Origin of the sequence: Roseateles paludis, assembly GCF_039872745.1 — a bacterium.
GTDB lineage: Bacteria > Pseudomonadota > Gammaproteobacteria > Burkholderiales > Burkholderiaceae_C > Pelomonas > Pelomonas paludis.
In genome coordinates this window covers 365738-386367 of record NZ_JBDPZD010000001.1, presented here as the reverse complement: position 1 = coordinate 386367, position 20630 = coordinate 365738, and the positions used below count along the sequence as shown (strand labels likewise).

Annotated in this window: 17 protein-coding genes; 11 read left to right on the top strand and 6 right to left on the bottom strand. The window is 69.6% G+C overall.

Translation table 11 applies throughout. The annotated features are described in order from the left end of the window. From rsmA to ABDJ85_RS01860, 3 genes are all read right to left on the bottom strand, one after another. The gene (rsmA, locus tag ABDJ85_RS01870; RefSeq protein WP_347703023.1) at window positions 1-777 is read right to left on the bottom strand and encodes a 16S rRNA (adenine(1518)-N(6)/adenine(1519)-N(6))-dimethyltransferase RsmA; all 777 of its coding nucleotides are present in this window, start codon (window positions 775-777) and stop codon (window positions 1-3) included. A gap of 89 nt (window positions 778-866) precedes the next feature. Continuing rightward, the gene (locus ABDJ85_RS01865) at window positions 867-2183 is read right to left on the bottom strand and encodes a peptidylprolyl isomerase (protein ID WP_347703022.1); all 1317 of its coding nucleotides are present in this window, start codon (window positions 2181-2183) and stop codon (window positions 867-869) included. Next, window positions 2180-4576, bottom strand: a complete 2397-nt coding sequence (locus ABDJ85_RS01860; protein ID WP_347703021.1) for an LPS-assembly protein LptD — start codon at window positions 4574-4576, stop codon at window positions 2180-2182. The genes ABDJ85_RS01865 and ABDJ85_RS01860 overlap by 4 nt, the downstream gene beginning before the upstream one ends. Window positions 4577-4652: 76 nt before the next feature. Between ABDJ85_RS01860 and ABDJ85_RS01855 the strand changes: the two genes are divergently transcribed. From ABDJ85_RS01855 to ABDJ85_RS01845, 3 genes are all read left to right on the top strand, one after another. After that, the gene (locus ABDJ85_RS01855; RefSeq protein WP_347703020.1) at window positions 4653-5273 is read left to right on the top strand and encodes a hypothetical protein; all 621 of its coding nucleotides are present in this window, start codon (window positions 4653-4655) and stop codon (window positions 5271-5273) included. Between the two features lie 194 nt (window positions 5274-5467). After that, window positions 5468-7039, top strand: coding sequence for an ABC transporter substrate-binding protein (locus tag ABDJ85_RS01850; RefSeq protein ID WP_347703019.1), 1572 nt, complete (start codon window positions 5468-5470; stop codon window positions 7037-7039). Next, on the top strand, window positions 7036-7653 hold the full coding sequence (locus tag ABDJ85_RS01845; protein WP_347703018.1) for a M15 family metallopeptidase: 618 nt from the start codon (window positions 7036-7038) through the stop codon (window positions 7651-7653). The genes ABDJ85_RS01850 and ABDJ85_RS01845 overlap by 4 nt, the downstream gene beginning before the upstream one ends. On the opposite strand, the gene ABDJ85_RS01840 is transcribed toward ABDJ85_RS01845, so the two are convergent. Beyond that, complete coding sequence (locus ABDJ85_RS01840; RefSeq protein ID WP_347703017.1) at window positions 7650-8795, bottom strand: methionine aminotransferase; 1146 nt, start codon at window positions 8793-8795, stop codon at window positions 7650-7652. The genes ABDJ85_RS01845 and ABDJ85_RS01840 overlap by 4 nt on opposite strands. Next, window positions 8792-9175 (bottom strand): ArsR/SmtB family transcription factor, encoded by a 384-nt coding sequence (locus ABDJ85_RS01835; protein ID WP_347703016.1) that lies wholly within the window; start codon window positions 9173-9175, stop codon window positions 8792-8794. Before ABDJ85_RS01835 ends, ABDJ85_RS01840 begins: the two co-directional genes overlap by 4 nt. Before the next feature lie 152 nt (window positions 9176-9327). Here ABDJ85_RS01835 and ABDJ85_RS01830 point away from each other — a divergent pair, with 152 nt between their 5' ends. The 6 genes from ABDJ85_RS01830 (at window position 9328) to ABDJ85_RS01805 (ending at window position 16571) form a co-directional block, all read left to right on the top strand. Further along, the gene (locus tag ABDJ85_RS01830) at window positions 9328-10368 is read left to right on the top strand and encodes an efflux RND transporter periplasmic adaptor subunit (RefSeq protein ID WP_347703015.1); all 1041 of its coding nucleotides are present in this window, start codon (window positions 9328-9330) and stop codon (window positions 10366-10368) included. Continuing rightward, window positions 10365-13553, top strand: a complete 3189-nt coding sequence (locus ABDJ85_RS01825) for an efflux RND transporter permease subunit (protein ID WP_347703014.1) — start codon at window positions 10365-10367, stop codon at window positions 13551-13553. Before ABDJ85_RS01830 ends, ABDJ85_RS01825 begins: the two co-directional genes overlap by 4 nt. A 1-nt stretch (window position 13554) precedes the next feature. Continuing rightward, on the top strand, window positions 13555-14874 hold the full coding sequence (locus tag ABDJ85_RS01820) for an NAD(P)/FAD-dependent oxidoreductase (RefSeq protein WP_347703013.1): 1320 nt from the start codon (window positions 13555-13557) through the stop codon (window positions 14872-14874). A 12-nt stretch (window positions 14875-14886) separates the two neighbouring features. After that, on the top strand, window positions 14887-15096 hold the full coding sequence (locus tag ABDJ85_RS01815) for a YgaP family membrane protein (protein ID WP_347703012.1): 210 nt from the start codon (window positions 14887-14889) through the stop codon (window positions 15094-15096). Further along, window positions 15093-15521 carry a thioredoxin TrxC gene (trxC, locus tag ABDJ85_RS01810; protein WP_347703011.1) on the top strand — a complete coding sequence of 143 codons (429 nt, stop codon included), beginning with the start codon at window positions 15093-15095 and terminating at the stop codon, window positions 15519-15521. The genes ABDJ85_RS01815 and trxC overlap by 4 nt, the downstream gene beginning before the upstream one ends. 87 nt (window positions 15522-15608) lie before the next feature. Then, entirely contained in the window at window positions 15609-16571 is a 963-nt protein-coding gene (locus tag ABDJ85_RS01805) for a hypothetical protein (RefSeq protein WP_347703010.1), read from the top strand. Window positions 16572-16583: 12 nt separating this feature from the next. On the opposite strand, the gene ABDJ85_RS01800 is transcribed toward ABDJ85_RS01805, so the two are convergent. Further along, window positions 16584-18593: a lytic transglycosylase domain-containing protein gene (locus ABDJ85_RS01800; RefSeq protein WP_347703009.1), complete on the bottom strand. Its 2010-nt coding sequence runs from the start codon at window positions 18591-18593 to the stop codon at window positions 16584-16586. Between ABDJ85_RS01800 and ABDJ85_RS01795 the strand changes: the two genes are divergently transcribed. Together ABDJ85_RS01795 and ABDJ85_RS01790 are read left to right on the top strand one after the other, a co-directional pair. Then, window positions 18592-19131, top strand: a complete 540-nt coding sequence (locus ABDJ85_RS01795) for a 5-formyltetrahydrofolate cyclo-ligase (protein ID WP_347703008.1) — start codon at window positions 18592-18594, stop codon at window positions 19129-19131. The two genes, ABDJ85_RS01800 and ABDJ85_RS01795, sit on opposite strands and share 2 nt — an antisense overlap. Further along, window positions 19131-20393 carry a putative Na+/H+ antiporter gene (locus ABDJ85_RS01790; protein ID WP_347703817.1) on the top strand — a complete coding sequence of 421 codons (1263 nt, stop codon included), beginning with the start codon at window positions 19131-19133 and terminating at the stop codon, window positions 20391-20393. Before ABDJ85_RS01795 ends, ABDJ85_RS01790 begins: the two co-directional genes overlap by 1 nt. The last annotated feature ends 237 nt before the right edge of the window (window positions 20394-20630 follow it).

Genomic DNA, 20630 nt, shown 5'->3' with positions numbered 1-20630 from the left:
TCAGGCGCCGCGCTGCGCCGCCACGGCTTCTGCCAGCGCCAGGTACTCGCTCACCGGCACTTCCTCGGCGCGGCGTTGCAGGTCGAAGTGGCCGGCAAAGCTGCGCTCCTGCAGCCAGCGCCCCAGTGTGTGGCGCAGCAGCTTGCGGCGCTGCGAGAAGGCGCTGGTCACCAGCTCCCCGAGCAGGGCCTGGTTGATGGCGGCAGGCGCGGCCAGGGGCCGCATGCGCACGATGGCCGAGTCCACGCGCGGCGGTGGGTCGAAGCACTCGGGCGGCACGTCCAGCACCGACTCGATGTCGTAGCGCCACTGCAGCATCACGGAGAGGCGCCCATAGTCCTTGCTGCCCGGCGCGGCGGCCATGCGGTCCACCACTTCCTTTTGCAGCATGAAGTGCTGGTCCACCACCACGTCCACCGCGTCGAGCAGGTGGAAGAGGATGGGCGTGGAGATGTTGTAGGGCAGGTTGCCCACCACGCGCAGCCGCGCGCCCTTGGCAGCGCTGAGTGCGAGGAAATCGACCTTGAGCACGTCGGACTCGATGACCTCGACGTCGCCCCGCGCCCGCAGCCGCGCCGCCAGGTCGCGGTCCAGCTCGATCACGGTCAGCGGCTTGTGCCGCGCCAGCAGCGGCAGGGTCATTGCGCCCAGCCCAGGGCCGATCTCGACGACGGTTTCGCCCGGCTGCGGGTCGATGCAATCAATGATCGCGTCGATCACCGCGCCATCGGTCAGGAAGTGCTGACCGAAGCGTTTGCGGGGGATGTGGTTTCGCATGGGGGGAGAGCCTCATGCCCGCCGGCTTGCAGGCCGGCGGGCCTTCGACCGGCGGCGGACAGCGCGCAGGCGCTGTCCTTGGCCCGGTCTCAGTCCAGCCATTCCCGAATCTCGACGAAGGCCTTGGCGCGCAGCTCGGCGACCCAGTCCTTGTAGGCCTCGTCGAACTTCTGCTCGCGCAATGCGCTGCGGGCCTGGTCGCGCAGTTGCTTCAGTTCGATGTCCACGGTGCGGCGCTCGAGCACCTGGATCAGGTGCAGGCCGAAGCGCGTTTGCACGGGGCCCGAGACGCCATTGATGGGCAGCGCGTTCATCGCTTCCTCGAACTCGGGCACGAAGCCGCCGGCGCCGACCCAACCCAGGTCGCCGCCCTCGGGGGCGCTGCCGTCTTCGGAGTAGTCCCGCGCCAGCTTCTCGAACTGCACCTCGCCGGCTTCGACCTGGCGCTTGTACTCAACCAGGCGGCGTGCGGCGGTTTCGGTGGTCAGCTGCGGGGAGATGCGCAGCAGGATGTGGCGCGCATGGGTCTGGACGCTGCGCGTCAGCGAGTCAGCGCCCTGGCGCTCGATGACCTTGAGGATGTGAAAGCCCGCGCCGGTGCGCAGCAGGCTGTGCGTGTACTCGCCGCGCTTGAGGCCCTTGACGGCCTCGACGAACACGTCGGGCAGCCGGCTGACGGGGCGCAGACCGATCTCGCCGCCCTGGGCCTTGTTGGCGTCTTCGGACATGGCCTTGGCCACGGCGGCAAAGTCCTCACCGGCGGCGAGGCGGGCCAGGGCCTTTTCGGCGCGGGCACGGCGCTCGGCCACGACGGTCTCGCTGGCGCCCTCGGGCACACTGACCAGCACTTGCGCCAGGTTGATGCCGCCGGACTTGGCCAGACTCTCGCGCTTGGCCTCCAGCCAGGCGTCGATGTCGGCGTCACTGACCTTGATGCGGCGTGGCACTTCGTTGTCTCGGGCGCGCTCGGTCAGCATCTGGTCGCGCAGGCCTTCGCGGAAGGTGCGGTAGTCCATGCCCTCGGCCTTGAGTCGCTCGAGCAACTGCTGGGTCGAGATCTTGTTCTGGACGGCGACGTTGTCGACCACGCGGTTCAGCTCGTCCTCGGGGATCTTGTTGACCGCCTCGCGGGCGAAGGTGACGATCACGCGGTCGTCGATCAGCGCCTCCAGCGCCTGCTTGCGCAGCAGGCTTTCCTCAGCGGCGGCTTCGCCCTGCTGGCTGGCCATCTGGCGCAGCGCGGCAATGCGGCGGACGACCTCGCTGGCCGCCACCACGTCGGTGTTGACGACGGCGGCGATGTAATCGCCCGGCTGCAGGGTCTTGGTCGTCTGCGCGCTGGCGGGCAGCGCGGACGACAGTGCGGCCAGGGTGGCGAGCACGAGCGAGGCAGAACGAAGGGTCATGGTAGGGAGTCAGTGCTTGGCGAGCGATCGAGGCTGAGCCTGCGATAGCCGGGCACATTGTCCTTCAAGACCTTGAGCGCGTTGGACCCCAGCTGGGACAGGCCGACCAGCTCCAGCTGGATCATGAATTGGGTGCGCGCTTCGGCCCGGCCGGTGGACAGGCGCTCGACGCCCACGCGTAAGAGCCAGCAGCCGGCGTCGTACTCGGCGCCAATGACCGAATCGGTCAGCCGGCGGTCGCGCAGGCTGTACTGCACGCGGCCGGCGCTGTACCAGGCGCCCTGGCAGCTGCCGCTGCTGCCCGAGCGGTCGCGGGGCACGGCAGGCCCGCCCCACAGCGGCCACTGCCAGGCGGCCTCGATCTGCTCGCTCTGGCCGCGCGCGAGGCGGTAGGCCAGGCTCAGCGTCTTGAAGGGGCCGGGCGCATAGCGGCCGCGCAGCACCGAGCGCACCGAGCGCTTGGTGTCGGGGTTGAACTCGACGGCGGCATCCGCCCACCAGCGCGGGTCCAGGTGGGCGCTGCCGGCCAGCAGGATGTCGGAGAAGCGCTGGTTGACCGGCGCACCCTCGGGCGTGATGCGCTGGTCGCGGAACAGGAAACGCTGCACGGCGCCGAAGCGGAACACCTCTTCACCCCGCTCGGCATTGACCCAGCGGCTGGTGGCCCCGACGCTGACGGCATGCAGGTCGGCCACGCGGTCCACGCCGGTGAAGGGGTTGTCCGCGTAGATGGAGTCGAAGTTGAAGTCCTTGGGCGCGGAGTCGAAGTTGGGCAGGTCGGCCTGCGCGCGGTAGGGCGTGTTCACGTAGAGCACACGCGGCTCCAGGCTCTGGCGCAGGCGCTGGCCAAAGAGCTCGGTGTCGCGCTCCAGCACCCAGCCGTGATCGAGGCTGAAGCTGGGGATGCTGCGGTTCATGCGGCGGCGGCCGTCGGGGCCAACTTCGTCCATCGAATAGGCCGCCACATTGACGGCCACGCGCGGGATCAGCCACCAGGCTTCGCCCCCCATGGGCGCGGCCACGTGGGCCAGCAGGTGGGCGCGCGAGCCGGTGCTGCCGGCCTGCGAAGTGAGTGCGCCGCCCGGCAGGTCGAAGCGGTTGAACTCCAGCTCCAGGCCGCCTTCGAGCCGCGCCTTGCGGCCCCAGGGGCGGAAGCTGTCGAGCACGGCCTCGTCGGCCGCCGTGGACGCGCGCAGGCCGATCTGCGGGCTGCGCTGGAAGGGGCTGAGGTAGCGGGTCGAGGTGTCCACCGTTTGCAGCACCTGCCAGCGCTGCATGCGCGCATAGGTCTCGACCTGGCCCCAGGCCAGCTCCTGCTGGCGCTGCACTTGCAGGTCGGTGGGCAGCAGGCGGTAGGTGCGGCTCTCGACGCGGCGCGTCATGTCCTTCCAGTAGGACTCGTCGGACACGCGCTCGGTGCTGACGCTGTAGCGCCAGTCGGCGCCCAGCTCGCCGTCGTTGCGCAGCTTGTAGGACCAGCGCTTGGAACCTGTCACGCGGTCATGCGGCAACAGGTCCACATTGATGCGACCCCGGTGGCCCGGCTCCAGGTAGCGGAACTCACTGTCCAGGCCAAAGCCCCGCCGCGTCATCACGAAGGGCGTGAAGGTGGCGTCGCGCTGCGGCGCGATGTTCCAGTAGTAGGGCTGGCCGTACTCGAAGCCGCTGCGGTTGTCGAAGAACAAATTGGGCGGCAGCAGGCCCGACTTGCGCTGCGAGCCCAGCGGAAAGCTCAGCGCCGGTGCGGCCAGGATGGTCACGCCCTGGAAGCGCAGCTTGGCGCCCTCGGCATGGCCCTCGTTGGCATCGGTGTCGATGCGCATGCTGCGCGCGGTGATCTGCCAGGCCGGCTCCTGCCCCTCCACCACCGGGCAGCTGCTGTAGTTGCCGGACTCGACCGCGATGCGGTGCTCGCCCTCGAAGCGGATGCGCGCGGCCTTGCCGGAGCCGCCGGTGGCCCCGAGGAAGTAGCTGGGGTTGAGGAACTCGCCCTCGAAGCGCTCCAGGTAGAGCTGCAGCGCCGGGCCGGTGAAGACATTGCCGCCCTGGCTGACCTGCACCTGGCCCTGGGCCTGGGCCAGGTCGTCCACAAAGCGGTAGTCGAGCTTGTCGGTGCGCAGCAGCAGGGCGCCATAGCGCAGCTCGACCGCGCCTTCGGCATGGGCTTGCTGCTCCAGCTGCGCCTCGGCACGTTCGGCGCTCAGTACCAGGGCGGGCTTGGGGGCGCCCGGGGCGCGGCTGGCGGCCTTGATGGGCGCGGCCATCACGCGGGAGCCCTTGAGCTTGAGCGAGGTGCTTGGGGCCGAAGCGGCCGCTGCCGGGGGTGTCGGCACCGTCAGAGACTCGGCCACCGCCAGGCCCTGGCCGGCAGCCCACAGGGCAAGGCACTGCATGGGGCGCAAGGCCCACGCCCCAAAGGGGCCTACAAAGCTCAGATTCAAGGGGCGCGGCACGAGAAAATCATTATCCATGAGCCCCCTTGATGCTTCGACCTCCGACAGCCTCGCCCGCACACTGCGCGAGGCCAGCCAGCAACTGCTGGATTGGCAGCGTGCTGCCCTGCAGGAGCCCCAGCCGCCAGCGGCTGACCCGCTGGCCGCAGCCGCAGCCTTGCAGGCCTTCTTCCACCGCTTGGGGCCCGCCACCGCCACCGAGCGCGAGCGCGCCGGCTGGAGCCACTGCATCCAGGTCCTGCTGGCTAGCAGCGCCCTGCCGCCACAGCGCCCGCTGCAGGCCGGGTGCCTGGGCAGCTGTGCGCATGACCTCGCCGCCCTGCTGCGCCCGCCCACCCTGGCGCTGGACGAAGCGGAAGAACTCGACCTCGCCGTGCGCTACTGGGAGCAGGCGCGCAAGGCGGGTTGGCTGGATGAAGACCTGGACGCCGACTTCGGCGAGTTCTGGCGCCGCGTCGATTGGTGTGCGCTGGCGCAGCACTTGAGCCTGCTCGGCGCCGGGCCGCACCCTGACGAGGCTAGGTTGGCCGCCTACATTGCCAAGACGGCCTCGCGCTATGCGCAGCTCTCGCCCCTCAAGCGGCTGACCGAGCAGGTCTGGCCGCAGCTCTTCGACCTCAGCTTCACGCTCCGATGAACGTGGAGCCCCTCGTCCGATCGTGCCGCGCTGAACGCGGGCCCGCCCAGCCGGTCCCCCGAGGGGACAAGGCTGTTTGCGGCATTGAGCCGCAAACAGCCTTCAGCGGGCCGGCTTGGGGCGGCCCGGCGCTCGGCCTGAAATTCGGCCCCTTTCATCGCCTACGGGGGGCACTTCGCGACTGGAAAACTCAAGTGAAAAGTTTGCTCGTGGGCCTTGCTTTGGCGACACCCTTGGTGGCCGCCGCTCAAGGCAAACCCCTCGTCTACTGCGCCGAAGCCAGCCCCGAGGGCTTTGACCCCGGCCTGTGGGACAGCAGCGGTACCAGCAATGCCACGCGCCAGATCTTCGAGGGCTTGCTCGCCTTCGAGCGCCCGGGCACCAAGCTGGTTGGCCGCCTGGCCGAGCGCTGGGAGGTGTCGCCGGACGCCAAGAGCTTCACCTTCACGCTTCGCCCCGGCGTCCAGTTCCAGACGGCGCCGGGCTTCAAGCCCACGCGGCCGATGAATGCCGATGACGTGGTGTTCACCTTCACGCGCTTCATTGATCCCAAGCTGCCATTCAACGTCGCCTTCCCGGCCAACTTCATCCTGCCCAACAACCTCGGTCTCGCGCGCCGCCTGGCCGGCATCGACAAGCTGGACGAGCGCACCGTGCGCTTTCGCCTCAAGGAGCCCGACGTCACCTTTGCGGCGGTGTTCGCCTACCCCTTTGCCGGCATCCAGTCGGCTGAGTACGCGGCGCAGCTGCTGAAGGACAACCGCGCCGCGCAGATCAACCTGCAGCCCGTGGGCACCGGGCCCTACCGCTTCAAGAGCTACACCAAGGACGATGTGCTGCGCCTGGAACCCCACCCCGCCTACTGGGGTGGCAAGCAGGCCACGCCGGCGCTCATCTTCTCCATCAGCCGCGAGCCCAATGTGCGCGTGCAAAAGCTGCTGGCCGGCGAGTGCCAGGTCAGCAGCCCGCTGCGCGATGTGGACGTGGCCGCGCTCGACGGTAAGCCCGGCGTTGTGCTGCAGAAGATCCAGGCGCTCAACATCTCCTACTTGAGCTTCAACCTTAAGAAGGCGCCCGTGAATCAGCGCGAAGTGCGCGAGGCGCTCGACATCGCCATCGACCGCAACGCCATCTTCAAGGCCCTGTTCCCGCGCGGCGATGCCACCCAGGCCACCAGCGCCTTCCCGCCCAGCATCCCTGGCTTCAACAAGGCGCTCAAGAACGAGCACAACCCGGCGCGCGCCAAAGAGCTGCTGGCCAAGGCCGGCTTCCCCAATGGCTTTGAGATCGAGCTCTGGGCCCTGCCCGTGGCGCGGCCCACCAACCCCAATGGCCAGCTCATGGCCCAGCTCATCCAGCAGGACTGGGCCAAGATCGGCGTCAAAGCCACGATCAAGACCTATGAGTGGGGCGAGTACCTCAAGCGCGCCAACAACGGCGAGCACCACGTCTACATGAGCGGCTGGAGCGGCGAGACCGGCGATGCCGATGAGTTCCTCAGCCCCAACCTCAGCTGCGCGGCCAACACCACCGGCATCAAGTTCTGCAATGCCGAGTTCGACAAGCTCATCGACGAAGCCCGGGCCAGCACCGACCCCAAGAAGCGCATCGCCCTCTACGAAAAAGCCCAAGAGATCTGGAAGCGCGAGCGGCCCTGGATCCCCATGGCCCACTCCACCGTCTATCTGCCGATGCGCAGCGAGGTGAAGGGCTTCAAGATGGCGCCCACCGGCAGCGTGGATTTTCTCGGCGTGGTGCGCCAATGACGGCCCACTCTCTTCGAGTTGAGGACCTGCCCGGCCACCCCGACTTCGTCTCGCTCGACGCGTTGGGTGCCGGCATCGCCATCGACCTGCGCTACGCCAGCCCCAACAACTTCGTCGGCCACTCGGTCTACGAAGGCCTCAACTGCCGCTGGCTGCGCCGCGAGGCCGGTGTCGCCCTGCAGCAGGCCGCCGCGTGGCTGGCCCAGCACCGGCCCGGCTACCGCCTGCTGGTGCTCGACGCCCTGCGCCCCCAACGCGTGCAAGAGCGTCTCTGGGCCGAGCTGGCCGGTACGCCGCTCACCCTCTACCTCGCCGAGCCCGCGCGCGGCTCCATCCACAGCTTCGGCATGGCCGTGGACGTGACCCTGCTCGACCCCCTGGGCCACGAGGTCCACATGGGCACAGGCTTTGACGAGATGACGCCCGCCTCCCACCCCGAGTTCGAGGCCGAGCTGCTGGCCCAAGGCCAGCTCACCCCTCAGCACCTGGTCGAGCGTGGCTGGCTGCGCGCCGCCATGCGCCACGCCGGCTTCCATGTGCTGGCCACGGAGTGGTGGCACTTTGATTTCGGGGACAAGGTGCAGGTTCGGGCGGCGTGCCCGCGGGTGCTTTAGCCGAGAGCCTTTTGCAAGCGCCCAATCGCCGTCGCCAAGGTCTCGTCCTTCTTCGCAAAGCAAAAGCGCACATGGCGCCGGTCCAGCGGCTGTTGGTAGAAGACGCTCAGCGGGATGGCGGCGACGCCGACCTCGGTGGTGAGCCAGCGGGCGAAGTCGGCCTCGGGCAGGCTTGAGACGGCGCTGTAGTCCACGGTCTGGAAGTAGGTGCCATCGCAGGGCAGCAGCTTGAGGGGCGTGGCGGCGAGGGCGGTGCGGAAGGTGTCGCGCTTGGCTTGGTAGAAGGCGGAGAGGCCTTGCCAGGGTGCCGGGTCGGCCAGGTAGGCGGCGAGGGCGTGCTGGGCGGGGCTGAAGACGGTGAAGACCGTGAACTGGTGGAAGGCGCGGAAGGCGGCGGTGAGCTTTTGCGGCGCGGCCACATAGCCGATCTTCCAGCCGGTGACGTGGAAGGTCTTGCCAAAGCTGCCGCACAAAAAGCTGCGCGCCGCAAGCTGCGGGTAGGCGGCCACGCTGTGGTGGCGGGCGCCGTCGTAGACCATGTGCTCATAGACCTCGTCGCTGACGACGAAGAGGTCGTGCTGCTCGGCCAAGGCCTGCAGGGTCAGCATGTCCTCGTGCGTGGCGATGCGGCCGCTGGGGTTGTGCGGGGTGTTGATGACGAGCGCCCGGGTGCGCGGCGTGAGGGACGCGCGCACGCGGTCCCAGTCGATGCGGTACTCCGCTGTCATGGGCACGCCGATGGCCGAGGCACCGGCCGCGCGGATCGAGGGCTCGTAGCTGTCGTAGCTGGGCTCCAGGATGATCACTTCATCGCCCGCGCCGACGCAGGCTTGCAGCGCGGTGTAGAGGCTCTGGGTGCCGCCGGCCGTCACGGTGATGTCGGTGTCAGCGTCGTAGTGGCTGCCGTAAAGCGCATTGGTCTTGGCCGCGATGGCCTGGCGCAGCGCGGGCAGGCCGGTCATGGGCGGGTATTGGTTGTGGCCAGCGAGCGCGGCCTCGCCCAGGAGGCGCAGCAGCCGTTCGTCCGCGCCAAAGTCCGGGAAGCCCTGGCCCAGGTTGATGGCGCCATGCTCGGCCGCCAGCGCCGACATGACGGTGAAGATGGTGGTGCCCTTGTCGAGCAGTTTGGCGGGGAACTTCATGTCGCTTTGGGCTTGGTGCGGCGTGCAGGCTTGGCGGTGGCGTTGCGCAGCGCGGTGAAGGCGGCGCCTTGGGCCAGCTGTGCGTCCACACGCTTGGCGATCTGGCCGCAGACCATGTCGCACAGCTGGTAGATGGACGGGTCGGCAATGCGGTAGTAGGCGTTGTTGCCGCGCGATTCGCGCAGTACAAAGCCCTGGCGCCCGAGCTGGCTCAGGTGGCGAGAGACGTTGGCGATGCTGTAGCCGGTCAGCTCGGCCAGCTCGCCCACGTTGTGCTCCTGGCTGCGCAGCAGGTTGAGGATCTGCAGGCGCGCCGGTTCCGCCAGGGTGCGGAAGAAGTCGGCCACCTGGTCAAGGGCTTGGGGAGGGAGTCCGTCCATGGAGGATGTCGCGTTATCGGCCGTGATCATGCCGCAGCCTTGGCAGGGTTTGATTGGGGACTTGCGTATTTGCATGATTGCGCAAATAATAGATTCAACGAAGCCGCGAAGCAAGTGCCGACCGGCCTCAAGACCACCCAAGAGAGACGCTCATGAAGTTCATCCCCTCCACGCGAATCCGCCCCTGGCTGCTGATGCTGGCCTTGGCTGGGGCCTCGGCGCTGGCAGCGCCCGAGAGCTTTGTGGTCCAGGCCGCCGCCGGCAGCCGGGCCATGCGCAGCTTTGACGGCGTCGTCGAGGCCGTGCGTCAGACTGCGCTGGCCGCCCAGGTCAGCGGCGCCGTGCTTGGCCTGGATGCGCGGCCGGGCCAGAGCGTGAAGGCCGGCCAGGTGCTGGTGCGGCTCGATGCCCGCGCGGCCGAGCAGGGTGCGGTGGCCAGCCTCGCGCAGGCTCAGGCCGAGCGTGCGGCGCTGGCGCTGGCGCAGAGCGAGCTGGAGCGCCAGCGTCAGCTGCGCGCGCAGGGCTTCATCAGTGCAGCGGCCTTGGAGCGCGCCGAGACCGAATTCCGCGCCAGCGAGGCGCGCGCCAAGGCGGGCCTCGCGCAGGCCGATGCCGCGCGCACCGGTGCGGGCCTGGCGGTGCTGCGCGCACCCTATGACGCCGTGGTGGCCGAAGTGCCCGCCATGCCGGGCGACATGGCCCTGCCGGGCAAGCCCCTGATGCAGCTCTACGACCCGCGCGCGCTGCGCGTGAGCGTGGCGCTGCCCCAAGGTTTGGCGCTCGACTTGGCGACGGTGCCCGTGCGTGTTGAGCTGACCGGCGCCGACGCACGCGAGCTGGCCGTGGACAAGCGCGAGCTGCTGCCCGTGACCGACCCCAGCACCCAGACCCAGACCCTGCGCCTGCAGCTCGCTGCGAGTACCGCGCCCGTGGTGCCTGGCCGCTTCGTGCGCGTGTGGCTCGACCTGCCAGCCGCGGGCGCGGGCGGCCCCGTCAGCATCCCGCTGCGCGCCGTGCTGCGCCGGGGCGAGCTGATGGCCGTCTATGTGCTCGACGCCCAGCAGCGCCCGCTGCTGCGCCAGGTGCGCCTGGCTGCGCCTCGGGGTGACAGCGTCGAGGTGCTGGCCGGCCTGCGTGCCGGTGAGCGCGTCGTGGCTGACCCCCGTGCCTTGCCGATGCGGGAGGCCCAATGAAGACCGAGCTGGGCATCGCAGGTCGCATTGCGGCGGCCTTTCAGAACAACCGCCTCACGCCGCTGCTGGCCCTGGTGGCCTTGTTGCTGGGCGTGTTCGCGGTGCTCGTCACCCCGCGTGAGGAGGAGCCGCAGATCGACGTGACCATGGCCCAGGTCTTTGTGGCCTGGCCGGGGGCCACGGTGGCCGACGTTGAGACCCAGGTGGCCACGCCGGCCGAGCGCGTGCTCTCGCAGATGGCAGGCGTTGAGCATGTGATGTCGCTCTCGCGGCCGGGCCTGGCCTTGGTCACCGTGCAGTTCAAGGTGGGTGTGCCGCGCCAGGCGGCGTTGGTGCGCCTCTTCGACACGCTCAACGCCAACAGCGACTGGCTGCCACAGGGCCTGGGCGTGATGCCCCCGGTCGTCAAGGCGCGTGGCATCGACGACGTGCCCATCGTCACCCTGACCCTGCACGGCGCCGAGGCCGACTCTCTGATGCTGGAGCAAGTGGCGCATGGCCTGGAGGTCGAGCTCAAGCGCGTGCCGGGCACCCGCGAGATCAAGACCGTGGGTGCCCCGGGCCGCGCCGTGCGCGTGCAGCTGGACCCCGCCCGCCTGGCTGCTGCGGGCGTGACGGTGAGCGAGCTGCGCCAGGCCCTGCAAGGCGCACAAGCGGGTGGCGCCGTGGGCGAGCTGCTGCGCGGCGCGCAGACGGTGCAGATCGAGGCCGGGCCCTTCCTCGCCTCCGCCGATGAAGCCGGTGAACTCGTTGTGGCCTCGCGCAACGGTCGTCCCGTGCTGCTGCGCGATGTGGCCACACTCACCGACGGCCCGCCGCCCGCCAGCCGCTATGTGTGGCACACCCAAGGCAAGGACGAGCACCCGGCCGTCACCCTCGCCATCACCAAGAAGGCGGGCGAGAACGCCATCGACGTGGCCCGCGCCGTGCTGGCCCGCGTGGATGCCGTGCGCAACACCCTGATCCCTGCGGGCGTGCAGCTCGCCGTCACGCGCAACTACGGCGCCACGGCCGACGACAAGGCGACCAAGCTGATCCAGAAGCTGCTTTTCGCCACCGCCTCCGTGGTCGCCCTCGTCGCCCTGGCCTTGGGCCGGCGCGAGGCGCTGATCGTCGGCATCGCCGTGGGCCTCACGCTCACCGCCACGCTGTTCGCGTCCTGGGCCTGGGGCTTCACGCTCAACCGGGTGTCGCTGTTTGCGCTGATCTTCTCGATCGGCATCCTGGTGGACGACGCCATCGTGGTGGTGGAGAACATCCATCGCCACCAGCAGCTGTCGCCCGGCAAGCCTTTGTTCGAGCTGATCCCCGGCGCTGTGGCCGAGGTCGGTGGCCCGACCATCCTGGCCACGCTGACCGTCATCGCTGCCCTGCTGCCCATGGCCTTTGTGAGCGGGCTGATGGGTCCTTACATGGGTCCCATCCCCATCAATGCCTCGCTGGGCATGGCGATCTCGCTGGCCGTGGCCTTCGTGCTCACGCCCTGGCTGGCAGCGCGCTTGCTGAAGTCGCAGGCTGATGCACACACCGACAGCCACGGCGGCCGCGTGGACAAGCTCTTCCACGCCGTGTTCGACCGCCTGCTGCACCCAGAGCTCGGCCGCCGCTGGCGCCGCCTGCTGTGGGCCGTGGTGGCGGGCCTGATCGCGATCTCGATGCTGCTGCCGGTGCTCGGTGCCGTGGTGCTCAAGATGCTGCCCTTCGACAACAAGAGCGAGTTCCAGGTGGTGGTGGACCTGCCTGCGGGCAGCCCCGTCGAGGCCACGGCGGGCGTGCTGCGCGAGCTGTCCGCCCACCTCGCCACCGTGCCCGAAGTGCAAGACCTGCAGGCCTACGCCGGCACGGCCTCGCCCATCAACTTCAACGGCCTGGTGCGCCAGTACGAGCTGCGCCAGACGCCGGAGCGCGGCGACCTGCAGGTCAACCTCGTCGGCAGCCACGACCGCAAGCTGCAAAGCCACGCCATTGCCACGCGCGAGCGGCCGGCGCTGCAGGCGATTGCGGCACGCCATGGCGCCAAGCTCAAGGTTGTCGAGGTGCCACCGGGGCCGCCCGTGCTGGCCCCGCTGGTGGCCGAGGTCTACGGCCCCGATGCCGCCGGCCGCCGTGCCGTGGCTGCACAGGTGCGCGAGGCGCTCGCGAAGGTGGACGGCGTGGTCGACACCGACGTGAGTGCCGAGGCCCCATCCCCGCGCGCCCTGCTCGCCATCGACCGGCGCAAGGCCGCGGCCCTGGGCGTGCCGGCCAGCGAGATCGTCGCCACGCTGCGCGCCTCGCTCGGCGGCGAAGACGTGGCCTGGCTGCGTGAGGGCAGCTTCTATCCGGTGCCGCTGCGCCTGCAAGGCGCCCCCGAGGCGCAGGGCGACCTCGATGCCCTGTTGCAGCTGCGCGTGCGTTCAAGCACGGGTGCCCTCGTCCCCTTGCGCGAACTGGTCCAGCGCGTGGACGGCCTGCGCGAGCAGCCCGTGTGGCACAAGGACCTGATGCCCGTCGAGTTCGTCGTGGGCGACACCGCAGGCGCCATCGACAGCCCGCTCTACGGCATGGCCAAGGCCCGCGCGCATCTGGCCGCCATCAAGACGCCCGACGGCCAGCCCGTGGCCGAGCACTTCATCCGCCAACCGGCGGACGGCTGGCGCGGTTACAGCCTCAAGTGGGACGGCGAGTGGCAGATCACCTACGAGACCTTCCGCGACATGGGCGCTGCCTATGCGGTGGGCCTGGTGCTGATCTATCTGCTGGTGGTCGCTCAGTTCAAGAGCTACCTCACGCCGCTCATCATCATGGCGCCCATCCCGCTCACCATCATTGGCGTGATGCCGGGCCACGCACTGCTCGGCGCCAACTTCACGGCCACCAGCATGATCGGGATGATCGCCCTGGCCGGGATCATCGTGCGCAACTCCATCCTGCTGGTGGACTTTGTGAACCTGCAGTTGCGCGAGGGCGTGCCCTTCGCCGAGGCCATCCGCCACTCAGCCATCGCCCGCGCGCGGCCCATCGTGCTCACCGGCCTCGCGGCCATGGGCGGCGCGCTCTTCATCCTCAGCGACCCCATCTTCAACGGGCTCGCCATCTCACTCGTGTTCGGCATCGCCGTCTCCACCGTGCTCACGCTGGTGGTGATCCCGACGCTGTACTACGTGGCCTATCGCAACCGTCTGCACGTCCTCCAAGGAGACTGACATGAGCACCGCCCAACGCCCCCGCATCGTCATCCTCGGCGCCGGCATTGCCGGCCTGCCGGCGGCCTATGACCTGCACGACCGCCTGGGCAGCCAGGCCGAGATCACCGTGGTGGGCGGCCGGCCCTACTTCCAGTTCGTGCCTTCCAACCCCTGGGTGGCGGTGGGCTGGCGGGACCGTGCCGCTATCACGCTCGACCCGGTCACCACGCTCAGCAGCAAGGGCATCCGCTACCTCAGCGAGCAGGCGACGCAGATCGATGCCGAGGCCAAGCGCGTCAGCCTCAGCGACGGCAACAGCCTCGACTACGACCACCTCATCATCGCCACCGGCCCCAAGCTGGCCTTTGACGAGGTTGCCGGTGCGGGCCCGGCGCATGCCGGCGGTGGTGGCCACACGCACTCGATCTGCACGGTTGACCACGCCGAGGCCTTCTGGGCCGAGTACCAGAACTTCCTTCAGGACCCCGGCCCCATCGTCGTGGGCGCCATGCCTGGGGCCTCGTGCTTTGGGCCGGCCTACGAGTTCGCCTTCATCCTCGATGCGGACCTGCGCAAGCGCAAGCTGCGCCACAAGGTGCCCATCACCTTCGTCACCAGCGAGCCCTACATCGGCCACATGGGCCTGGGCGGCGTGGGCGACAGCAAGAGCATGCTGGAGAGCGAGCTGCGCGGCCACGACATCAAGTGGATCTGCAATGCCAAGACCACGCGTGTCGACGCCGGCCAGCTGCACACCACCGAGCTCGATGACCTCGGCCAGCCGCGCCGCGAGCATGCGGTGCCCTTCAAGCTCGCCATGATGCTGCCCGCCTTCAAGGGCGTGGACGCCGTGGCGGCCGTGCCGGGCCTGTGCAATCCGCGCGGCTTCGTGCTGATCGATGAGCACCAGCGCAGCAAGGCCTATCCCAACATCTGGTCGGCCGGTGTGTGCGTGGCCATCCCGCCGGTAGAGGTGACGCCCGTGCCCACCGGCGCGCCCAAGACGGGCTACATGATCGAGACCATGATCACCGCCATCGTCGAGAACCTGGTGGCCGACCTTGAAGGCCGCCCGGCCACCGCGCGCGCCACCTGGAACGCCATCTGCCTGGCCGACATGGGCGACACCGGCGCCGCCTTCGTCGCGCTGCCGCAGATCCCGCCGCGCAACGTCAACTGGTTCAAGAAGGGCAAGTGGGTGCACCTGGCCAAGATCGGCTTCGAGAAGTACTTCCTGCGCAAGATGCGCAAGGGCAGCGCCGAGCCGCTCTATGAGAAGTACGTGCTCAAGGCCCTGGGCATCCTGCGCCTGCAAACCCCGCCGCAACAACAACCCTGAAGGAGTTCTGACATGACCACCTGGCGCATCGTCCGCATCGTCGCGGGCAGCTTCATCCTGATCTCGCTGCTGCTGGGCGCACCGGCCAGCCCGTTCTTCGTCTCGCAGTGGTGGCTGGCCTTCACAGCCTTCGTGGGAGCCAACCTGCTGCAAAGCGGCTTCTCGTGCTGGTGCCTGATGGAGCGCCTCCTGCGCAAGCTCGGGGTGCGGGAGGGCACATGAGCCACCTCGTCTGCCCCCACTGCGGCGCCGTCAACCGGGTGCCGGACGAACGCCTGGCCGAGGACCCGAGCTGTGGCCGCTGCAAGCAGCCGGTGGCGCCCGCCTACCCGGTGGCCTTGACCGACACCACGCTGCCTGACTACCTGGCCAAGACCGAGGCACCCGTGCTGGTGGACTTCTGGGCCACCTGGTGCGGGCCCTGCAAGTCGATGGCGCCGCACTTCGAGATGGCGGCGCGCCAGCTGCGTGGCGTGCGCTTCGTCAAGCTGGACACCGACGCCAACCCGGTAGCGGCCCGCCAGTTCGGCATCCGCTCGATCCCGACGCTGATCCTCTTCCAGGGCGGTGCCGAGCGGGCGCGGCTCAGCGGTGCCGTGCCCAGCAGCGAGCTGCTGCGCTGGCTGCAGGCGCAGGGCGTGGCTTGAGTCGCGGCGGCCGGGTGGCGGCAGGGCATTCCCCATGCTGCCGCAGGCCTGACAGGCGGGGTGCGCCGAGTACAGTCAGCGCGCCCCATGGACAAGCGCTGCCTGCCTCTCGACTGCATCGGCCCTGCCCGACGCTGGCGGCTTGCGGCCTTCGTTGCGCTGCTGGCTGCGGCCTTGGTGCCCGCCTGGGCGGCGCCCGGTGACCGGCCTGCCAGCGCGCTGATCGAGATCCGCTACTGGGACTGGACCAAGACCCCCAAGCGCGACGACTACCAAATGGCCGCGCTGCGCCTGGCGATGGAGAAGACCCGGCCCGACTGGGGCGACTACCGCCTGCTGCGCGTGGCCAAGCCGCTGAGCACGCCGCGTGCGCGGGCCGAGGTGTTTCGGGGCGAGCTGGTCAATGTGCACGTGGCGCCCTGGCGCCCGATTGAGACCGAGCTCGACAAGCTCAACGAGAACAATCTGCGCGTCAATGTCGGGCTGTTTGGCGGCACCTTCGGCTGCCGCAGCCTGCTGATCCGCACCGAGGACCGCGAGGCCTTCCGCCGCATCAAGAGCCTCGACCAGCTGCGCCAGCGCCAAGGCGGCATCGGCCGCGCCTGGGTGGACGGGCGGGTGATGCGCGACAACGCCATGCCGGTGGTGGACAGCGCCGATGTGGGCTCCCTGCTGTCCATGCTGGCCGGGGGCCGCTTCGACTACCTGCCCATGAGCATGCTGGAGGTGGACACCCTCTTCCAGGAACACCACCTCAGCGGCTCGGCGCTGATGGCCTCACCCGATGTGATGCTGTACTACCCGCTGCCCATGATTGCCTACGTCAGCCCCACCGAGCCGGCGCTGGCCAAGCGCCTGGACCAAGGCCTGCGGCGTGCGCGGGCCGATGGCTCGCTGGCGCGGCTGACGGCCGAGCACTTCAAGGACGAGATCGATCGCTTCAAGGCCCAGGCACCGCGTGTGCTGACCTTGCAGCACCCGGGCCTGCCGGCCGAGCTGGCCGGTGAGCCGGCGATGTGCCAGGCCGGCACCGCGCGCGGCAAGCGCTGAAGGAGTCGGCCTTCAGGGCAGGTCGGCCGGCGGTGGCGGCACATTGGCCGCGTCGTCCACTGCCTTGGCCGGGCCGATGGTGGCGCCGAGGCGCTCGCGCAGGCTGGTGGCGCCCTGGCCCAGCAGCTGCGCGTAGACGCTGCCATTGGCCAGCACATTGCGCACGTAGTCGCGCGTCTCGTTGAAGGGGATGTTCTCGGTCCAGATCGCGGCGTCCAGCACCGGGCCTTCGCGCCAGCGGCGTGGGCGGCTGGGGCCGGCGTTGTAGGCGGCGGCGGCCAGGGCCTGCGAGCCCTCGAAGGCATCGAGCACCAGCTTCAAGTAGCTGGTGCCCAGGCGCAGGTTGTAGTCGGGGTCATGCACGAGAGCCGGGCTGTAGGGCATGCCGGCCTTCTTGGCCGTCCAGCGCGCGGTGGCGGGCATCACCTGCATCAGGCCGCCGGCGCCCACGTGTGAGCGCGCATCCACCACGAAGCGCGACTCCTGGCGGATCAGGCCGTAGACATAGCCCGGGTCCACGCCCACCTCGCGGCTGGTGGCCAGCAGCGCGGCGCGGTAGGGCGTGGGGTAGCGCTGGGTCAGGTCGATCTCGGTGCGGGTGCGCTCGCTGGCGCTGATGCAGCGGTCCCAGACCTCGCGGTCGCAGGCCTCCTGGGCGGCGGCCAGCAGTTGCCGGTCACTCAGGCCGCGCATGCTGAAGTTCCATTCGCGCAGGCCCTCGGAGCGCAGCCCGAGGTCGATCAGGCGCAGCGCGCGCTGCAGGCCGGCGTGGGCGCGGGCGGCCTCACGCTCGTCGGGCGTCAGTGGCGCGGGCGGGGCGGGCAGGCGCGGGGCCTGGCCCAGCAGCTCGGCCGCCAGCCGCGGGAAGTAGGCCAGCCCGCCGCCCTGCGCCGCCAGGCTGGCCAGCTGGGTGCGGGCTTCCTCGGTTTTGCCACTGGCTTGCAGGGCCTGGGCACGCCAGAACTGCCAGCCCAGTTGACGCTGCTCGGTGGCCGACATGCGGCCCATCGCCTGCAGCACGGCCGGCCAGTCGCGGGCGCGCAAGGCAGCCCGCGTGGCGGCGCCCAGCAGCTCGTCGCTCCAGGGCCCGTCGGGCTTGAGCTTGAAGGCCTGGGCAAAGGCCTCGCCTGCGTCGGCCTGCAAGCGCCAGGCGTACTGCCGGCCGATTTGGCCCCAGAGCCAGGCTTGCAGGTCAGCCGGCAGCTTGGCCGCCCAGGTGTCGCGCAGCAGGCCGGCGGCTTGCGCGGGGTCGTTGGCGGCCACGCGGGCCAGGGCCAGTGTGGTCAGCTCGGCGTCGTCACGGCTGTGGCTGCGGGCCTGGCGCGTGAGATACCGGCCGGCGTTGTCCTGCAGGGCGGCCAGCTGCTTTTCCTTGCCGGTGCTCAGCAGGGCCACGGCCTGGCGCGCGGCTTTGGGGCGGTTCTGCTCGGTGGCCAGGCGTGCCTTGGCCCAGATGTGCTCGTGCTTGAAGGCGCGGGCGTCGAGCATCGCGGCGGCCAGGGCCTGGCAGCCGTCGTCGGCTTCCTTCTGCGCCAGCCAGGCGGCATGCGCGGCCTCGATGGAGACCTTGCTGTCGAGCACCGCCTGGGTCAGCAGGGCATAGCAGGCCACCTCGCGGTCGTCCTGCATCTTGTAGGCCGCGTGGTTGGCACGGAAGCCTTCAAAGTCGCGCCGCCGGCCCAGCTCCAGCAGCCAGTCGTTGCGCAGCCGGTCCTCGACATAGCTGCCCGGCCAGCGGGCGTAGAAGGCGTCCAGGTCAGGCTGCGACAGCGTGATGAGCCGGGCTTTGAGGTCGAAGTAGTCCACCCAGGGCGCCAGCGGGTCGGCCTGCTGGCGTGCGGCGGCGGCCAGGCGCGGCAGCTCGGCGCGGCGCTTTTTGTCGGTGGACTTCCAGGCCTCGCGGGCCTGGACGACCAGCTCGGGGGCAGGTGCCGCAGTGGCGGTCCCCAAGAGCACCAGCCCCAGCAGCGTCGCGCCGATACCATGCCCCACCATCCAACGCCTCAACACCACGGCCACCATGTCTCAAGTTCTTGATCGCCCCGGGCTGCGCCAGCAGCTGCTGGCTGCGCGCCGCGATTGGGCGGGCACGGCAGCCTTTGCGGCGGCCCAGCAGCGGGTGAGTCAGTCGCTGCGCGAACTGCTCGCGCAGCTGGAACCCGAGGTGCTGGGAGTCTACTGGCCGCTGCCTGGGGAATTTGAGGTCACGGGCCTGTCAGCACATCAAGCCCTGCCCTATGCCTTCAAGGCCGATCGCCGCATGGACTACCGGCGCTGGGATGGCCGTGCCCCGACGCAAAATGACGAATGCGGCATCCCCGCCTGCACAGGCGCCGTGGTGGTGCCCGATGTGGTGCTGGTGCCTTGTGTGGGCTTCACCCGAGGCGGCTACCGCCTGGGCTATGGTGGCGGCTACTTTGACCGCTGGCTGGCCGCGCACCCTGGGGTGACCAGCGTGGGCCTGGCCTGGTCGGGGGCTGAAGCCGCCTTTGCGCCCGAAGCGCACGACCTGCCGCTGAGCTTGATCCTGACCGAGACCGACGTGATCGTCCCCGAATGATGCCGACCCCCACCACCTTGCAAGTGCTTGCTGCCGTGCTGTTTGCGGTGGCCCTGGTGCACACCTTTGCCACGTCCTTCTTCGAGCGCCTGGCGCACCGCCAGCCGGCCCATGCCGGGCTGTGGCATCTGCTGGGCGAGGTGGAGGTGGTGTTCGGCTTTTGGGCCCTGGTGCTGGTGCTGTGCATAGCGGCGCTGCAAGGCGGGTCATCGGCCGTGACCTACCTGGAGTCGCGCAACTTCACCGAGCCCTTGTTCGTGTTCGCCATCATGGTGGTGGCCGGCACGCGGCCCATCCTGCATTACGCGGCGCTCAGCGTGCGGCGCCTGGCCCAGCTGATCCCGCTGCCCACCGAGCCGGTGCTGGTCTTTTTGCTGCTGTCCCTGGTGCCGCTGCTCGGCTCCTTCATCACCGAGCCGGCCGCCATGACCCTGGCCGCGCTGATGCTGCGCGACGTCGTCTTCACTGCCGGGGCCTCGCGACGCCTGCGTTACGCGGTGCTGGGCGTGCTCTTCGTCAATGTGTCCATCGGCGGCACGCTCACGCCCTATGCCGCACCGCCGGTGCTGATGGTGGCGGGGCCCTGGGGTTGGGATCTGGCTTTCATGCTCGGCACCTTTGGCGCCAAGGCGGCGGTGGCGGTCACGGTCAACGCGTTGGCCGTGACCCTGTTCTTTGCGCGGGAGATCCGCTCACTGGGCAGTGCACCTGACGATGCGGCCGCCGAGCACATCCCGCTGACCGTGCTGCTGGTGCACTTGCTGTTCTTGGTCGGCGTGGTGATGTTTGCCCACCACCCGGTGGTCTTCATCGGGCTGCTGCTGTTCTTCCTGGGCTTCACCACCGCCTATGCGCGCTACCAGCAGCCGCTGATCCTGCGCGAGGCGCTGCTGGTGGCTTTCTTCCTCGGTGGCCTCGTCGTGCTGGGCGGGCAGCAGCAGTGGTGGCTGCAGCCGGTGCTGCTGCGCATGGACGCGACCTCGGTGTTCTACGGTGCAGCGGCGCTGACGGCCATCACCGACAACGCGGCGCTCACCTACCTCGGCTCGCTGGTGCAGGGGCTGTCGGATGAATTCAAGGTGGCCCTGGTGGCCGGCGCGGTGACGGGCGGTGGCCTGACGGTGATTGCCAATGCCCCCAACCCGGCCGGCGCCGCCATCCTGCGCGGCCGCTTTGAAGACGGCGCGATCTCGGCCCTGGGGCTGCTGCTGGCGGCGCTGCCGCCGACGCTGGTGGCGGTGCTGGCCTTCCGGCTGCTCTAGGAGCGTGGGCGGCAGAAATCCAGGCCCGCGCCGGGGCGAGTTGCGGGGCCAATCTAGACGCCGGCGAGGCGTTGGATGGGCACCAACAACGAGCCGGCAACGACGAGTGGCCCCGCAAATCGCCCCGGCCCGAAGGGTTGACCCCAGAAGGGGGGCGATTCGGCGTTGCACCGCTTGTCCGGGGGCCCACCCCGCACTGCGCGCTGCGCCTTGCCTCGCCCCCCTTCTGGGGCCAAC

Coding starts and splice junctions, on each gene's coding strand:
- rsmA (WP_347703023.1), bottom strand. CDS start 777: ATGCGAAACCACATCCCCCGCAAACGCTTCGGTCAGCACTTCCTGACC.
- ABDJ85_RS01865 (WP_347703022.1), bottom strand. CDS start 2,183: ATGACCCTTCGTTCTGCCTCGCTCGTGCTCGCCACCCTGGCCGCACTG.
- ABDJ85_RS01860 (WP_347703021.1), bottom strand. CDS start 4,576: ATGCAGTGCCTTGCCCTGTGGGCTGCCGGCCAGGGCCTGGCGGTGGCC.
- ABDJ85_RS01855 (WP_347703020.1), top strand. CDS start 4,653: ATGAGCCCCCTTGATGCTTCGACCTCCGACAGCCTCGCCCGCACACTG.
- ABDJ85_RS01845 (WP_347703018.1), top strand. CDS start 7,036: ATGACGGCCCACTCTCTTCGAGTTGAGGACCTGCCCGGCCACCCCGAC.
- ABDJ85_RS01840 (WP_347703017.1), bottom strand. CDS start 8,795: ATGAAGTTCCCCGCCAAACTGCTCGACAAGGGCACCACCATCTTCACC.
- ABDJ85_RS01835 (WP_347703016.1), bottom strand. CDS start 9,175: ATGGACGGACTCCCTCCCCAAGCCCTTGACCAGGTGGCCGACTTCTTC.
- ABDJ85_RS01830 (WP_347703015.1), top strand. CDS start 9,328: ATGAAGTTCATCCCCTCCACGCGAATCCGCCCCTGGCTGCTGATGCTG.
- ABDJ85_RS01825 (WP_347703014.1), top strand. CDS start 10,365: ATGAAGACCGAGCTGGGCATCGCAGGTCGCATTGCGGCGGCCTTTCAG.
- ABDJ85_RS01820 (WP_347703013.1), top strand. CDS start 13,555: ATGAGCACCGCCCAACGCCCCCGCATCGTCATCCTCGGCGCCGGCATT.
- ABDJ85_RS01815 (WP_347703012.1), top strand. CDS start 14,887: ATGACCACCTGGCGCATCGTCCGCATCGTCGCGGGCAGCTTCATCCTG.
- trxC (WP_347703011.1), top strand. CDS start 15,093: ATGAGCCACCTCGTCTGCCCCCACTGCGGCGCCGTCAACCGGGTGCCG.
- ABDJ85_RS01805 (WP_347703010.1), top strand. CDS start 15,609: ATGGACAAGCGCTGCCTGCCTCTCGACTGCATCGGCCCTGCCCGACGC.
- ABDJ85_RS01795 (WP_347703008.1), top strand. CDS start 18,592: ATGTCTCAAGTTCTTGATCGCCCCGGGCTGCGCCAGCAGCTGCTGGCT.
- ABDJ85_RS01800 (WP_347703009.1), bottom strand. CDS start 18,593: ATGGTGGCCGTGGTGTTGAGGCGTTGGATGGTGGGGCATGGTATCGGC.
- ABDJ85_RS01790 (WP_347703817.1), top strand. CDS start 19,131: ATGCCGACCCCCACCACCTTGCAAGTGCTTGCTGCCGTGCTGTTTGCG.